This is a genomic window from Agromyces mariniharenae (assembly GCF_008122505.1).
In the GTDB taxonomy this organism is placed as follows: domain Bacteria; phylum Actinomycetota; class Actinomycetes; order Actinomycetales; family Microbacteriaceae; genus Agromyces; species Agromyces mariniharenae.
Genome location: NZ_VSSB01000001.1, coordinates 225,403 through 240,349, shown reverse-complemented (window position 1 = coordinate 240,349; position 14,947 = coordinate 225,403). Strand labels below are relative to the sequence as shown.

The following is a 14,947-nucleotide window of genomic DNA, read 5'->3' as shown; positions in this document are numbered from 1 at the left end:
ACATGGTCGCGGGAACCGTCACGAGCGCGGCGGTGCCCGGTGCACCCGCGTGGGACGTCGTGGTCGGCCACCGCTTCATCGTCGCCATCGCCGCGCCCTCGCCCGACGCGACCACGTCGGCGCTCGCCGCCGCGGCCGCCGACGACGCGGTGACCGTCGAGGCGCTCGTCGGCACGATCCCGCTCGGCGGTGCCGGCGCCGTCGAGTCGTTCGCCATCGTGTGGTGGCCCGGCCCCGGCACCGACGAGGTGACCGCCGTGGTGCGCGGCGACGCGGTGGTCGACCTCACGTCGCCCGGCGGCACTCGGCGTTTCGATGCCCGCGGCATCCGCCCGTGGCACCTGGCGGACTTCGGCTCCGTGATCGCGCTGCGCGTCACCGGGGTCGACGCGCCCCTCGACCGCCTCGGCGAGTCGGGCGACGCGGTGGGGCATGCGCGCGCCGGCTTCCGCGCGTCCGCCGTCGAGTGGTCGGCGGCGCCGCAGCCGCCCCGCCGACCCGATGCCGCGGTCGCCGACGCCGACACGGTGCTCCTGCCGCGTCCGCACGATCCCGACACGGTGCGCACCCGCCAGGACGACACCGCCGACGAGCACGCCGTCGCCGACACCGTCCGCACGACGAGCTCCCTGCGGGAGCCCCAGTTCGACCTCGCCTCGCCGCCCACGTCCCGCATCCGCGCCATCGCTCCGGCGGCGACGCCGTCCCCGTCGCCCGACCAGGACCTCGCCGGTCTCGAGCCGCGCGTGCTCGGCGCGGGCCTGCGGTTGGAGCCGGCGAGCATCCCGGTACCGCCTGAACCGCCGACGGCCGACCGGGACGCGCCGACCGGACACGACGGCCCCGCCGAGCACGACCGCGCGGCCGAAGCCCACGTCGTGGCATCGGTCGAGCCCCCCGCCGCGGCATCCGTCGAGCCGCGCGCGGCGCCCGGCGCGCCCGCGTTCCGCATCGGCACCGGCGAGCCGCGCCCGGTCACGGGCCCGGTGCTCATCGGCCGACGGCCGCACGCGCCGCGCGTCCCCGATCCTCGAGGCGTCGTCCCCGAGCTCGTCACCGTCGCGTCGCCGCGCGCCGTGGTGTCGGGCACGCACCTCGAGCTGCGCGTCGAGGGGACCCGCGTCGTGGCGACCGACCTGCGCTCCACGAACGGCACGATCGTGCGGAGTGCGGCGGGTGTGCGCCGCATGCGCGCGGGCGAGTCCATCGTGGTCGCACCGGGCACCCGCCTCGACCTCGGAGACGATACGATCATCGAGATCCTCCCCGCCCCCACCGCTCCACCCGAGTGACCCGAACAGACAGCAGGCACGTCCCGTGACCCAGATCGGCAACGGCAACGCCCGTCATCGCGTCACGCTGCCCGACGGCACCGAGATCACGATCGCATGGGCCGCCGTCACCGACACGGGCCTGCGCCGCGAGGTCAACGAGGACAGCTTCGTCGCGCAGGCGCCGATCTTCGCAGTCGCCGACGGCATGGGCGGGCACGCGGCCGGCGACTTCGCCAGCGCCGCCGTGGTCACCCGGCTCGCCGAGCACGGCGGCAAGTCGATGATGGGCACCCCCGAGATCGACGCGGCCCTCCGGCTCGCGGTGCAGGACATGGGCCGCGGCGCCGGCGTCACCGACGAGGGCAGCGGCACCACGGTCACGGGCGCCGCGCTCGGCAGCATCTCCGACGAGCCCGCCTGGATCGTGTTCAACATCGGCGACTCGCGCGTCTACCGGCTCGTCGGCGGCGTGCTCGAGCAATTGACCGTCGACCACTCGATCGTGCAGGAGCTCGTCGATGCCGGCCAGATCACGCGCGAGGAGGCCGACACGCACCCGCACTCCAACGTGATCACGCGCGCCGTGGGCTTCCACGAGGCGCCGATCCCCGACTACCGCGCCATCGCGGTCGAGCCGGGCATGCGCCTGCTGATCTGCTCCGACGGGCTCACGAAGGAGCTCACGTCGTACGGCATCCGGCACTTCCTCGTGGCCAACCCGAAGCCCGAGCAGGCCGCCCGCCAGCTCGTCGATGCGGCGGTCGGCAACGGCGGTCGCGACAACATCACGGTCGTCGTGGTCGACGTGCTCAAGGTCGTCCGACCCGCCCACGCGCCCCAGCACCGCAGCCCCGACAGCGACGTCGACTGACGGATGCCGCGGGCCGCCGCGGCACGTCCCCACAGCCGTCGTGGCGGCATCCGTGCGCCCGCCTACAATGGGGGTCACCGGGGCCCGCCGGGCGTTGGTGCGGGCGCCGACGGACTCGAACGCTGGGAGGATCGTGACGAGGCGCCTGCCGTCCACCCCGCCGAACCTGCCCGGGTTCGCGTTCATCCGCGTGCTCGGCTCGGGCGGGTTCGCCGACGTCTTCCTCTACGAGCAGAACATGCCGCGTCGGCTCGTCGCCGTGAAGGTGCTGCTCGCCGAGGTCGTGAACGACGACCTGCGCCGGATGTTCCAGGCCGAGGCCAACCTGATGGCCCAGCTGTCGTCGCATCCGTCCATCCTCACGGTGTACCAGGCGAGCGTCGCCGCCGACGGGCGCCCCTACCTCGTGATGGAGTACTGCTCGTCGACGCTCGGGCAGCGCTACCGCGCCGTGCAGCTGCCGCTCGCCGAGGTGCTCTCGATCGGCGTGCGCATCGCCAGCGCCGTCGAGACGGCCCACCGGCAGGGCGTCCTGCACCGCGACATCAAGCCGTCGAACATCCTCACCACCGCCTACGGACACCCCGTGCTCTCCGACTTCGGCATCGCGGCGACCCTCGGCGAGGCCGAGACGACCGAGGCCGTCGGCCTGTCGATCCCGTGGTCGGCGCCCGAGGTGCTGCACGACGACGTGTCGGGCACCGTCGCGAGCGAGGTGTGGTCGCTCGGGGCCACCGTCTACTCGCTCCTCGCCGGCCGCAGCCCGTTCGAGGTGCCGGGCGGCGACAACGCGCCCGTGACGCTCATGGGGCGCATCGAGAAGGCGAAGCCGGCGCCGACCGGACGGGTCGACGTGCCGCCGAGCCTCGAGCGCGTCCTGGCACGTTCGATGTCGAAGCGGCCCCAGGACCGGCAGGCGAGCGCGCTCGAGTTCATCCGCGACCTGCAGTCGGCGGAGGAGGAGCTCGGGCTGCCGCAGACGCCGCTCGAGGTCGCCATGGACGACTGGGCCCTCGCGACCGCGGTCGACCTCGACGAGCGCACGCGCGTGAGCGGCCATCACTCGAACGTCGACGCGCAGGGGAGCCGGCGCCGTTCGCGGCGCATCCCGGTGCGGGCCTCGAGCGCCGCGCAGGGGATCGACGGCCGCTCGCACGAGGTGTCCACGGGCCGCCAGCGCACCGCGCCGCCCACCATGAGGCGGCTCGTGTGGGGCATCTCGATCGCCGCCGCCCTCATCGTCGCGCTCGTCGGCGCCGGCGTCGTCGCGGTCCTGCAGGGCACCCGCTCGATCCCGGTCGTCGCGAACGTGCAGGGCTCGGTCGTCGGCGACTCGGCCGTGTTCACCTGGGACGACCCCGGGATCCAGGGCGGCGACGCCTACCTCGTCGCCGTCGACGGCGAGCCCGAGCCCATCCAGCGCGTCGCCCGCGTCGAGGTGCCCGTGCAGGAGGGCGACCGGGTGTGCGTCACCGTCACGGTGACCCGCGAGGGCAAGTCGGGCGACCCCAGCGCCGAGCGGTGCGTCGACGTGACGGGGGTCGGCTGATGCGGCTGCCGAAGCTCGGCGGCCACCGTTCCGCCCTCGTGACCGCAGGCGCGATCACGGGCGTGATCGCGATCGTGGTCGGGGTCGCCGTCGCCTCCGGCGGGTACGCCGCGCAGCGGGTCGACCTCGGCGACGCGGCGGTCTGGGTCGTGAACGGCGGCCTCGAATCCGTGGGCCGGGCCAACACGAAGATCCACGAGCTGAACTCCGTGGTGCAGACGGGCGGCTCCGACACGGAGGTCGTGCAGCAGGGCTCGACCGTGCTCGTCGTCGACCGCGACAGCGCGAGCGTCGGCGTCGTCGACGCCACGACGTCGGAGGTCGTCGAGACCGTTCCCGTCCCGCCCGGCGACACGTCGCTCGCCCTCGCCGGCGACCGGGTCGTCGTCGCCACGGACGGCGACCTCTGGTCGGTGCCCGCCGCCGACTTCGTCGACTTCGACGCGGAGGCCGATCCGCTGCTCACGTTCGGCCAGGGCACGGTCACGTCGGTCGACCCAGAGGGCGTCCTGTTCGCCTTCACGCCGTCGACGGGCGAGGTCGCCCGGGTCGACGCGGCCGGCGAGGAGACCGTCGCCGCCAGATGGCAGGCCGAGCCCGTCGACGACGACCACGACGTGCAGGTCACCTCGATCGACCAGCACTGGGTGGTGCTCGACGCGACCGACCGGACGCTCACGATCGACGGTCGCCGCATCGACCTCTCCACCATGATCCGGATCGGCGACGAGGTCCGCCTGCAGGAGCCGGCGTCGAACGGCGAATCGGTCGCCGTCGCGCACCGACGTGGTCTCGTCGTCGTGGACCTCGACGGCGGCGCGCCGGTCGCGGTCGTCGACGACGTCGCCGGCGCACCCGCCGCACCGGTGCGATTCGACGGATGCCTCCATGCCGCGTGGGCGGGCGGTGACGCGGCCGTCGCCTGTCCGGGCGGCCAGGGGGAGCGGTTCGAGCTCGACGACGGCGAGGGCGCGACCGCGCTCGACTTCGGCGAGAACGGCGACGCCCTCGTGCTGAACGATCGTCCCAGCGGCCACACGTGGGCGGCCTCCGCCGACTACGGGCTCATCGACAACTGGGCGGACCTGCTCGAGACCGAGCGCGACGACGAGACGATCGAGGAGAACGATCCCGACACGCCGCCCATCCTCGAGAAGGGCCAGGTGGCGCCTGTCGCGACCGACGACGAGCTCGGCGCACGACCGGGCCGGTCGACGCTCCTGCCCGTGCTGCTCAACGACTACGACGCGAACGGCGACGTGCTCGTCGTCGACTCCGTCGACGGCGAGCTGCCGCCCGGCGCGAAGGTCGACCGGGTGTCGAGCAACCAGCAGCTGCAGCTCACGCTCGACGACGCGGCATCCGGCGTCGTCTCGTTCGGCTACACCGTGGGCGACGGCCGCGGCGGCACTGCGCACGCCAGCGTGAACGTGACGGTGCGCGAGACCGAGGAGAACTCGCCGCCCGTGCAGCAGCGGGCGAACCACGCCGCCGTCGCGGTCGGCGGACGCGTCACCACGGCGGTGCTCGGCGAATGGATCGACCCCGACGGCGACCCGTTCTTCCTGCGCTCGGCCACGACGGAGGAACCCGATGCCGCCTCGTCGACGGCCGAGGGCGTGGTCGTGTTCGACGAGCGCGGCGGCGTCGGCGGGGAGCGCTCCGTGTCGCTCCTCGTGTCCGACGGGCGTGACGACGGCGGGGGTGAGCTCACGGTCGCGGTGCGCGCGCCCGGCGACGTGCCCCTCGTCGCGGAGCCGTTCGTCGCGCTCGCCACGGCGGGCGAGGAGATCCGGATCGACCCGCTTCGGCACGTGCGCGGGGGTTCCGGACCGGTGCGCCTGAGCGCCGTGCCGGCCAAGCCCGACGTCGAGGTCACGCCCGACTTCGACGGCGGCAGCTTCCGGTTCACGAGCTCGGCGGTGCGCACGCACCTCATCGAGTACTCCGTGACCGACGGCACCATGACCGCGACGGGCACGGTGCGTGTCGACGTGTCGGCACCGCCCGACCGCGACACGACCCCGATCACCGTGCCGCACACCGCGTTCCTGCGCGCGAACCAGCCGTTCGACGTCGACGTGCTCGCGACCGACATCGACCCCACGGGCGGCGTGCTCGTCGTCACGGGCCTCACCGACACCGCCGAGGACGAGGGCGTGCGGGTCGAGGTCGTCGACCACCGCATCCTGCGCGTCACCCTCTCGCGGCCGCTCGCGACGGGGTCGACGGTGTTCGGCTACCGCGTGAGCAACGGCCTCGCCGAGGCCGACGGCGAGGTCACCGTGGTCGAGGTGCCGCCACCGCCCGTCGACCAGCCGCCCGTGGCCGTGCCCGACACGATCTCGGCGCGCACGGGCGACGTCGTCGACATCGCGGTGCTCGACAACGACGAGCAGCCCGACGGCCTGCCGCTCACGCTCGCGCCCGAGCTCGTGCTGGAGCCCGCCGCCGGCCTCCTGTTCGCCGCGGGCGACCGCCTGCGCTACTTCGCACCCGACGCGCCCGGCGAGTACGACGCGCAGTACCGGGTCGCCGGGCCCGACGGGCAGAACGCCACCGCCGACGTGCACATCTCGGTGCGCGACGCCGACCCCGCGACGAACACCGCGCCCGTGCCGCCGACCATCACCGCGCGCGTGCTCGCCGGCGAGACCGTGCGCATCCCGATCCCGCTGGGCGGCGTCGACCCCGACGGCGACTCGGTGCAGCTGCTCGCGCAGGAGTCCAACCCCGACCGCGGCGCGGTCACCGACCGCGGCGGCGACTGGCTCGAGTACCAGGCCGGCGAGTACTCGGCGGGCACCGACGCGTTCCAGTACTCGATCATCGACGCGCTCGGCGCCCGCGCCGACGGCACCATCCGAGTGGGCATCGCGCCCCGCATCGACGGTTCGCGTCCGCCGATGGCCGTCGCCGACGAGGTCACGGTGCGCCCGGGCCGCACCATCGCGGTGCGCGTCCTCGCGAACGACTCCGACCCCGACGGCGGCGGGCTCGCGCTCGTCGACGTGGAGGCCAACGGCAACGACGCCCAGGCCTCGATCGACGAGGACGCCGGCGTAGTGCGCGTCGACGTGCCCGACCACGAAGGCGTCTTCGGCTTCGTCTACACCGTCGAGAACGAGGGGCTCGGCTCGGCGCAGGCGTTCCTCACGGTCACGGCCGACGACGACGCGCCGTTCGCCCGCCCCGAGGCATCCGACACCGTGCTCAGCCTGAGCGACATCCTCGACGAGGAGTTCGTCGACGTCGAGGTGCTGCGGAACGTGTTCCTCGCCGACGGCAACCCCGCCGACCTGCAGGTCGGCCTCGTCGCGAACTACGATCGGGGCGCGCAGGTGCGCCGCGACGGCAGCATCCGGGTCGCCGTCGAGGACGAGCGGCGCATCATCCCGTTCTCGGTCACCCACCCTGAAGACCCCGAGGTGACGGCGTACGCGTTCATCTGGGTCCCCGGACGCGACGACGCGCTGCCGCAACTGCGCCGCGACGCGCCCGACGTGAGGGTCGAGAGCGGCGAGGAGGTCGTGCTCGACCTCGACGACTACGTCATCGCGGCATCCGGTCGGCCGGTGCGCATCACCGACACCGCGACGGTGCGCGCCTCGCACAGCGACGGCAGCGATCTCGTGGTCGACCAGGACACGCTGCGGTTCCGCAGCGAGCCGGGCTACTTCGGCCTCGCGTCGCTGTCGTTCACGGTGACCGATGGCGAATCCGACGGCGATCCCACGGCCCGCACGGGCACGATCGTGATCCCGATCACGGTCGAGCCGACCGAGGACCAGCCTCCCGCGTTCACCGGCGGCGTGATCGACTTCGAGCCCGGCCAGTCGAAGACCGTCGACCTGGTGCGCCTCACCAACTACCCGTATCCCGATGCGATCGACGAGCTGACCTACCGCGTGCTCGCGCCCGAGCCCGAGGGCTTCCGCCTCGTCGCGACGGGGCGGGAACTCGAGATCACCGCGCTCGAGGCCACGCCGACCGGCGCCCGCCAGTCGGTCACGGTGGCGGTCGAGGACGCCTCGGGCCAGGGCACGCCGGGTCGCATCGAACTGCGCGTGGTCCCGTCGACGCGGCCGCTCGCCCAGCCCGCAGCCGACCTCGCCGTTGCCGCGCGCGGACGCACGACGACGATCGACGTGCTCGCGAACGACTCGGCCACGAACCCGTTCCCGGGAACCCCGCTGCGGGTGGTCGGCGTCCGCGGCATCGACGACAGCCTGCCCGCAGGCGTGTCGATCGAGCCCAGCGCCGACAACGCCACGCTCACGGTCGACGTGTCGCAGGGCGCGGCTCCCGTGAACACGACGCTGCAGTACCAGGTCGCCGACGCCACCGGCGATCCGAGCCGGTACGCCTGGGGCACCATCACGATCTCCGTCCAGGACCGGCCCGAGCCGGTGAGCGCCCCGCAGGTGACGGGCTTCGGCGACGGGACGCTCGACGTCGTGTTCGGCGCCGGCGGGTTCAACAACTCGCCGATCACGGGCTACGAGATCGCACTCGTCGACCCCGCGAACGGCGGAGTGGTCGGCACGTCGACCTGCGCGGCGACGACCTGCACCGTCGGCACGCCCGGCAACGGCCAGGGCAATGCGGTCGTCGTGCGCGTGCAGGCCCGGAACGCGATCGGCCTCTCCGACCCGGTCGACGCACCCGGCCCGATCTGGTCCGACGTCGTCCCGCCGCCCCCGCAGGGCCTCCGCGCACTGCCGCTCGACGGCCGCCTCGCGATCGAGTGGCAGCCCGTCTCGACGGGTGCGGGCAGTGCCGTCCGCTCGTACGTCGTCACGGTCGCCGGCGTCTCGAGCGAGGTGGATGCCGCGACCTGCACCGCGACGGCCTGCTCGACCGTGTCGCAGGGCATCCCCAACGGGACGCAGGTGCCGTTCACGGTCAGCGCGCGCAACCAGGCCTACCCGGCCCTCGCCGCGTGGACCGAGGCGGGCGGCACCGGCACGCCGTTCGGCCCGCCGATCGCGGGCGGGATCACCGTCACGGGCGACGCGCTCGCCGGCACGGTCACGGTCGCGTGGGCGCCGTTCAACGGCAACGGCGACGCCATGGGCGGCTACTTCGTGCAGCGCCTCGCCGACGGGCAGTCGGCCGTGCCGAGCGGTCCGCAGGCGTGCTCGGTGACGAGCCCGGCTCCGGGAAGCGTGGTCGCGCCGGCGAGCGGCGGCACCGTCGCCGAGGTCGTGCAGGTGGGGCCGGATGCCTCGAGCGTGCAGTTCACGGGCACCGCCACCGAGTCGGCGCGCTACTCCTTCGTGGTCTGGGGCTACAACCGGTCGGCCTGCGTCAACACCGAGGTCGCCGGGATCGTGGTACGGCCGGCGCCGGGCGCCGTCGGCGGCGTGGACAGCCGCATGGACTGGATGAACACCGAGACCTGGGATCGCTACATCGACCGGGTGGACGCGGGCGGCCCACGCCTGCAGATCGTCGCCGTCGACGCGAACGGCGCCCAGATCGGCAGCCCTGCCGAGTTCCGCGGCACGGGCTGGCTGCGGACGCTCCTCAACCGGCCGTTCGGCGAGGCCGCGCGGTTCCAGGTGCGCTCGTGCTCGGTGTGGGGCAGCTGCGGTCCGTGGTCGGCGATCCTGCCGGCCGACGCCCAGCCGTCGCTGACCTTCGCCCTGCCGAGCCGGGTGTGGAACGAGGCGACGGGCACCTGGTCGTGGACGGCCGCGCCCGACAACTCCGGACTGCCCGCCGTCTTCCGCTGCGGGATCGAGGGCGCGGGCGGACCCCCGCGCACGGCCCAGACGGCGACGACGTGCCAGGTGCCGGAAGCCAAGCCCGGGGACCGGGTCTGGTTGGATGTTGAGGTGGCGGGCGTGGTCGCCCGCTACTGGAACCGATGAGCGAGGAGCGAGCATGACGATGACCCCCGAGGAGGCGACGCGGTTCGCCGCGAACCTCGACCGACTCGTCGGTGCGGTCGAGGAGGTGCTCCTCGGCAAGAACCGGGTCGTGCGCCTGGCGTTCACCGCGTTCCTCAGCGAGGGCCACCTGCTGCTCGACGACGTGCCCGGCACCGGCAAGACGTCCCTCGCCCGCGCGATGGCGCAGTCGGTCGCCGGCTCGAGCAACCGGGTGCAGTTCACGCCCGACCTGCTCCCCGGCGACATCACGGGCGTGACGGTCTACGACCAGCGCAGCGGCGTCTTCGAGTTCCACGCGGGTCCCGTCTTCGCGAACATCATCCTCGCCGACGAGATCAACCGCGCCAGCCCGAAGACGCAGTCCGCGCTCCTCGAGGTCATGGAGGAGGGACAGGTCACCGTCGACGGGCAGACGCACCCCGTGGGGCATCCGTTCATGGTGATCGCGACCCAGAACCCCGTGGAGCAGGCCGGAACGTACCGGCTGCCCGAGGCGCAGCTCGACCGGTTCCTCATGAAGTCGTCGATCGGCTACCCCGACCACGCCTCGACCATCCGCATCCTCGAGGGCGCCGACCAGCGCGCCCACGACCACCGCGTCGACGCGCAGCTCAGCGCCGACGAGATCGTCGAGATGGCCGCGCTCGCGCGCACCGTCTACGTCGACCCGACCATCCACGACTACGTCTCGCGCCTCGTCGACGCCACCCGCACCGCGCGCGAGGTGCGGCTCGGCGTGAGCGTCCGCGGCGCCCTGGCCCTCATCCGCGCGGCGAAGACGCACGCCGCCGGACGCGGCCGCCACTACGTGGTGCCCGACGACGTGAAGGCGCTCGCCGAGCCCGTGCTCGCGCACCGGCTGATCCTCGACCCCGAGGCGGAGTTCGACGGGGTGACGACGTCGAACATGATCTCGCAGGTGCTCATCGAGACCCCGCCGCCGTCCAGCAGGCAGGCCGTGTGACGTTCACCCAGACCCGCACGTCGATCCCCGAGGAGGCGAAGAGAGAGGGACTCCTCGCGGTCGTCATCGGACGCGCCGTCCGCGGCATCGTGGCGGCGGCCGGGGTCGTCCGGGACTGGGCGCGCGCCGTGCAGGGCGTCGTCACGCCGCTCGGCTGGGCGGTCGTCGCCGGCGCGGTCGCGGCGCTCGCCGTCGGATACACCTGGGGCTGGGTCGAGTTCATCGCCATCGGGTGGGGGCTCGTGCTGCTCGTCGGCGTGGCATCCGTCTGGCTCATCGGCCGCGGCGCGTCGACCATCGAGCTCATGCTGCCCACCCCGCGCGTGGTCGTCGGCGAGCAGGCGCAGGCGCGCCTCATCGCGGCGAACCCCGGGCGACGTCGCTTCGGCGGGGTGCAGCTCGAGGTGCCGGTCGGGAACAGGGTCGTCGAGCGCGTGCTGCCCGGGCTCCCGCGCGGCGGGGCGTTCGACGACCAGTTCCGCATCCCCACCGAGCGACGCGGCATCGTGCCCGTCGGGCCCGCGCGCACGGTGCGCGCCGATCCCATCGGCCTCATGCGCCGTGAGATCGTGTGGTCGCAGTCGGTCGACCTGCACGTGCATCCGCGCACGATCGCGATCGGCACGCTCAGCACGGGCTTCATCCGCGACCTCGAGGGGTCGCCCACTCGCGACCTCACCGCGAGCGACATCGCGTTCCACGCGCTGCGCGAGTACGTGCCCGGCGACGACCGCCGGTTCATCCATTGGAAGAGCTCGGCGAAGACGGGCACCTTCATGGTGCGCCAGTTCGAGGAGACCCGGCGCAGCCGGCTCATGGTGCTGCTGGACCTCGAACCCGGCGCCTACGCCGACGACGAGGAGTTCGAGCTCGCGGTGAGCGCCGCGGCATCCCTCGGCGCCCGGGCCATCCGCGACGCACGCACGGTGTCGTTCGTCGTCTCCGGGCGCGGCCGCGTGGGCACGCGCGGCAGCGGGATGCGCGAGCTGCCGACCGTGTCGCGCGACCGGCTGCTCGATGCCCTCTGCGTCGTCGAACGCGACGACGCCGCGGTCCTGCTGCCCGACGTCGCGCGTGCGGCCACCGAGTCGCTTCCCGGCGTCTCGCTCGCCTTCCTCATCACCGGCACGGCCCGCGGCGCCGGAACGCTGCGCGCGGCGTCATCGCGGCTGCCGGCCGGCGTCGAGGCGATCGCGGTGCAGTGCTCGCCCGGCGGTGAGGCCTCCGCTCGGACGGTCGCGGGCCTGACCGTGTTCGGCATCGGGTACCTCGAGGACCTCCGCGCGATGCTCGCCAGATCGGCGTCGGTCGCATGAGCGCGCAGCAGCGGTCTGCGGCGCCCGAGGGCGTGTGGTCCACCGCGATCTCGATGGCCCTCGTGGCCGCGATGCTCGTGGCGGCGATGATCCCGTGGTGGCCGATCTACGAGAGCACCGCGTTCGTCGTGGCCGCGACGGTCGCCATCGTCGCGGGCTCGGGCATCGGGCTCGCGGGCGCGCGGTTCCACTGGCCGGCCTGGGCCGTCGTCGTCGCCGTCTTCGGCGCCTACGTCACCCTCGGCGTCCCCGCCGCGGTGCCCGGGAGCGCCATCGCGGGCGTCATCGTCACGCCGCACGGGCTGGTCGAGCTGCTGGCCGGGGCCGCGCTGTCGTGGAAGCAGCTCGTGACGATCGCCGTGCCCGTCGGCTCCTACCAGGCCCTGCTCGTGCCGGCCTTCCTCCTCGCGCTCGTCACCGCCACGACCGCCGTCACGATCGCCCTCCGCAGCCGGCGGCCGGCTGCGGCCGTCATCCCGCCGGCGCTGCTGCTCCTGGCTGGTATCGCGCTCGGGGTCGTGCACGCGACCCTCGCCGTCGAGACCGGCCTCGCCTTCCTCGTCACCTCGATCGCGTGGCTCGTGCGCGTCGCCATCGCCCGACGGCGCGCGATCACCACCGGACGGCCGGTCGAGGCCGCCCTCGCCGACGCCCGACGCGTGCTCGGGGCATCCGCCCTCGTGGCCGTCGCGCTCGTCGGTGCCACCGCGGCCGCCGTCGCCCTGCCGTCGCCGCCCCGCAGCGTCGTGCGCGCCGAGCTGCAGCCGCCGTTCGAGCCGCGCGAGCACGAGAGCCCGCTCGCCGGATTCCGCACGGCGTTCGAGCCCGACACGACCGACGACGAGATGCTCGAGGTCACCGGGCTGCCTCCGGGCGCGGGACTGCGGATCGCGACGCTCGACACCTACGACGGCATCGTCTACAACGTGGGCGGCAACGACGGCACGGGGGAGTCCGGCCGGTTCACGCGCGTCCCGTACCGGCTCGACCAGGGCGACGTCGACGGCACGTCCACGCACCTCGAGGTGCTCGTGCTCGGCTACGACGACGTCTGGGTGCCCGGCGTTGGCCAGCTCGAGCGCATCACGTTCGGCGGCGACCGCGCACCGGTGCTCGCCGACGGGTTCTTCTACAACGACGTGACGGGCACGGGCGCCGTGCAGACCGGGCTCAGCGCGGGCGATCGCTACACGGCCGACTCGATCACCCCGCTTCGCCCCGAGAGCCTCGAGTCGCTGCAGCCCGGCACGAGCGTGCTGCCCGCGTCGCCCGCGATGCCCGACGAGCTCGGGCCGCTGCTCGACGAGTGGGCACCGGCCTCCGGCACCCCCGGCCAGCGACTGCAGGGCATGATCTCGGGCCTGAAGGCCACGGGGTTCGTGAGCCACGGCACCGAGGACGAGGAGTTCAGTCGTTCGGGGCACTCGCTCGACCGGATCATCGAACTCGCCGAGGAGCGGCCCATGCTCGGCGACGGCGAGCAGTACGCGGTGGCCGCCGCGCTCATGGCCCGCGAGATCGGCTTCCCGGCGCGCACGGTCGTGGGCTACCTCTCCGACCCCGAGGAGCCACAGGTCGGCGCCGGCGAGGCCGTCGTCTTCGAGCGCGACGACCTCCAGGCCTGGATCGAGGTGCAGACCGCGGAGGGGGAGTGGGTGCCGATCGACCCGAATCCCACGCCACGCGAGATCCCCGAGCGCGAGCCCGACCAGCCCACCGTCGTGTCCCGGCCGCAGTCGGCGCTGCCGCCGCCCGCCGAGCGGACGCCGGTCGACGACCTCGATCCCGATCCCGACCTCACGCTCGACCAGCCCGATCAGGGGATCGAGCCGTGGGTCGAGGCGCTGCTCGCGGCGCTCGCCGTCGCCGGCTTCGTGCTCCTCGGCCTCGCCGTGCTCGTGAGCCCGTTCCTCGCCATCATCGTCGCCAAGCTCCGGCGCCGGCGCCTCCGCCGGCGGGCGCCCACCCCGGTGGAGCGCATCGAGGGCGGCTGGCAGGAGTTCGCGGACTCCGCCGCAGACTACGGATACCCGATCCGCCAGAACGCGACCCGGGCCGAGCAGGCGGCCACCGTGGGCGGACTCGGTCCGCTCGTGCTCGCCTCCGTCGTCGACCGGGCGGTCTACGCGCCCGACGGGCCGGCCGACGGCGACGACGAGCGCGTGTGGGACACGGTCGACGAGCTGCAGGAACGACTCGGCGCGCCGCGCACCCGCCGCGACCGGCTCCGCGCCGCGATCTCGCTGAACTCGCTGGCCGGGTACGCTGTGACGCGGAGAGGAGCCAGGCCGTGACGTGTCGGATCTGCGGTGCGGACCTCCCCGAGGGGGCGATGTTCTGCGGCGAGTGCGGCAGCTCCACGAGCGCGACGCCCGAATCACGCCGCCGACCCGATCCGCGACCGGGCGACACGACCGCCATCGAGCGCCCGGCGCGCCGCAACAGCGGCGTCGTCAGCATCCCGGTGCACGGCTTCCGCGCCGTCGGCGACGACGATGCGCGGGCGGAGGCGGGCGTCGCCCGGGTGCTCGACGAGGCGGCGGCGTCCGCGAGCGCCTACGCGGGTGACGAGCGAGCGGATGCCGCCATCGCGCGCGTGCTCGACGCTGCCGCGTCGTCGGCGCTCGCGGCGCCCGGGGCGACGGCCCCGTCTACGGACGCGGCGCCGTCGGCGCGCTCCGGGTCGCGATTCGTGCTCGCGTTCAGCACCGGCGAGACCCGCACGGTGTTCGGCACGGGCCTCATCGGACGCAGGCCGCTGCCGCAGCCCGGGGAGGCGTTCGACCACCTGGTGCAGATCGCCGACCGCACGCTCTCGGTGTCGAAGACGCACCTCGAGTTCGGCGAGCACGAGGGCGAGCTCTGGATCGCGGACCGCTTCTCGGGCAACGGCACCATCGTGCGGCGCCCCGACGACGGCGCGCTGCGCTGCGAGCCCGGGCGACGGTACCTCGTCCCGCGCGGGAGCCTCGTGGAGCTGGCCGAGCAGTCGTTCACCGTCGCCTGACGCGGGCGACCGGCGATCCGTCCGGCGTCGTCCCGTCCTCCCCAGCCGAGCGGATGCCGCGTCGCCTCG

General features: G+C 74.0%; 8 protein-coding genes. All 8 read left to right on the top strand.

The window, feature by feature from the left end:
- The first annotated feature begins 2 nt into the window (after positions 1 to 2).
- On the top strand, positions 3 to 1,292 hold the full coding sequence (locus tag FYC51_RS01110; protein WP_148731859.1) for an FHA domain-containing protein: 1,290 nt from the start codon (positions 3 to 5) through the stop codon (positions 1,290 to 1,292).
- Positions 1,293 to 1,317: 25 nt separating this feature from the next.
- Positions 1,318 to 2,145, top strand: coding sequence for a PP2C family protein-serine/threonine phosphatase (locus tag FYC51_RS01105; RefSeq protein WP_148731858.1), 828 nt, complete (start codon positions 1,318 to 1,320; stop codon positions 2,143 to 2,145).
- A gap of 133 nt (positions 2,146 to 2,278) precedes the next feature.
- The gene (locus FYC51_RS01100; RefSeq protein WP_238476160.1) at positions 2,279 to 3,694 is read left to right on the top strand and encodes a serine/threonine-protein kinase; all 1,416 of its coding nucleotides are present in this window, start codon (positions 2,279 to 2,281) and stop codon (positions 3,692 to 3,694) included.
- On the top strand, positions 3,694 to 9,570 hold the full coding sequence (locus tag FYC51_RS01095; protein ID WP_148731857.1) for an Ig-like domain-containing protein: 5,877 nt from the start codon (positions 3,694 to 3,696) through the stop codon (positions 9,568 to 9,570). Before FYC51_RS01100 ends, FYC51_RS01095 begins: the two co-directional genes overlap by 1 nt.
- Before the next feature lie 13 nt (positions 9,571 to 9,583).
- Positions 9,584 to 10,555, top strand: coding sequence for an AAA family ATPase (locus tag FYC51_RS01090; protein ID WP_148731856.1), 972 nt, complete (start codon positions 9,584 to 9,586; stop codon positions 10,553 to 10,555).
- Positions 10,552 to 11,871 (top strand): DUF58 domain-containing protein, encoded by a 1,320-nt coding sequence (locus FYC51_RS01085; RefSeq protein WP_238476159.1) that lies wholly within the window; start codon positions 10,552 to 10,554, stop codon positions 11,869 to 11,871. Before FYC51_RS01090 ends, FYC51_RS01085 begins: the two co-directional genes overlap by 4 nt.
- On the top strand, positions 11,868 to 14,165 hold the full coding sequence (locus FYC51_RS01080; protein WP_148731855.1) for a transglutaminase TgpA family protein: 2,298 nt from the start codon (positions 11,868 to 11,870) through the stop codon (positions 14,163 to 14,165). Before FYC51_RS01085 ends, FYC51_RS01080 begins: the two co-directional genes overlap by 4 nt.
- Positions 14,162 to 14,878, top strand: a complete 717-nt coding sequence (locus tag FYC51_RS01075) for a zinc-ribbon domain-containing protein (RefSeq protein ID WP_148731854.1) — start codon at positions 14,162 to 14,164, stop codon at positions 14,876 to 14,878. The genes FYC51_RS01080 and FYC51_RS01075 overlap by 4 nt, the downstream gene beginning before the upstream one ends.
- The last annotated feature ends 69 nt before the right edge of the window (positions 14,879 to 14,947 follow it).

Excerpts from the sequence above, each read along its gene's own strand:
- FYC51_RS01110 (WP_148731859.1), top strand. The coding sequence starts at position 3 with ATGGTCGCGGGAACCGTCACGAGCGCGGCGGTGCCCGGTGCACCCGCG.
- FYC51_RS01090 (WP_148731856.1), top strand. The coding sequence starts at position 9,584 with ATGACGATGACCCCCGAGGAGGCGACGCGGTTCGCCGCGAACCTCGAC.
- FYC51_RS01095 (WP_148731857.1), top strand. The coding sequence starts at position 3,694 with ATGCGGCTGCCGAAGCTCGGCGGCCACCGTTCCGCCCTCGTGACCGCA.
- FYC51_RS01080 (WP_148731855.1), top strand. The coding sequence starts at position 11,868 with ATGAGCGCGCAGCAGCGGTCTGCGGCGCCCGAGGGCGTGTGGTCCACC.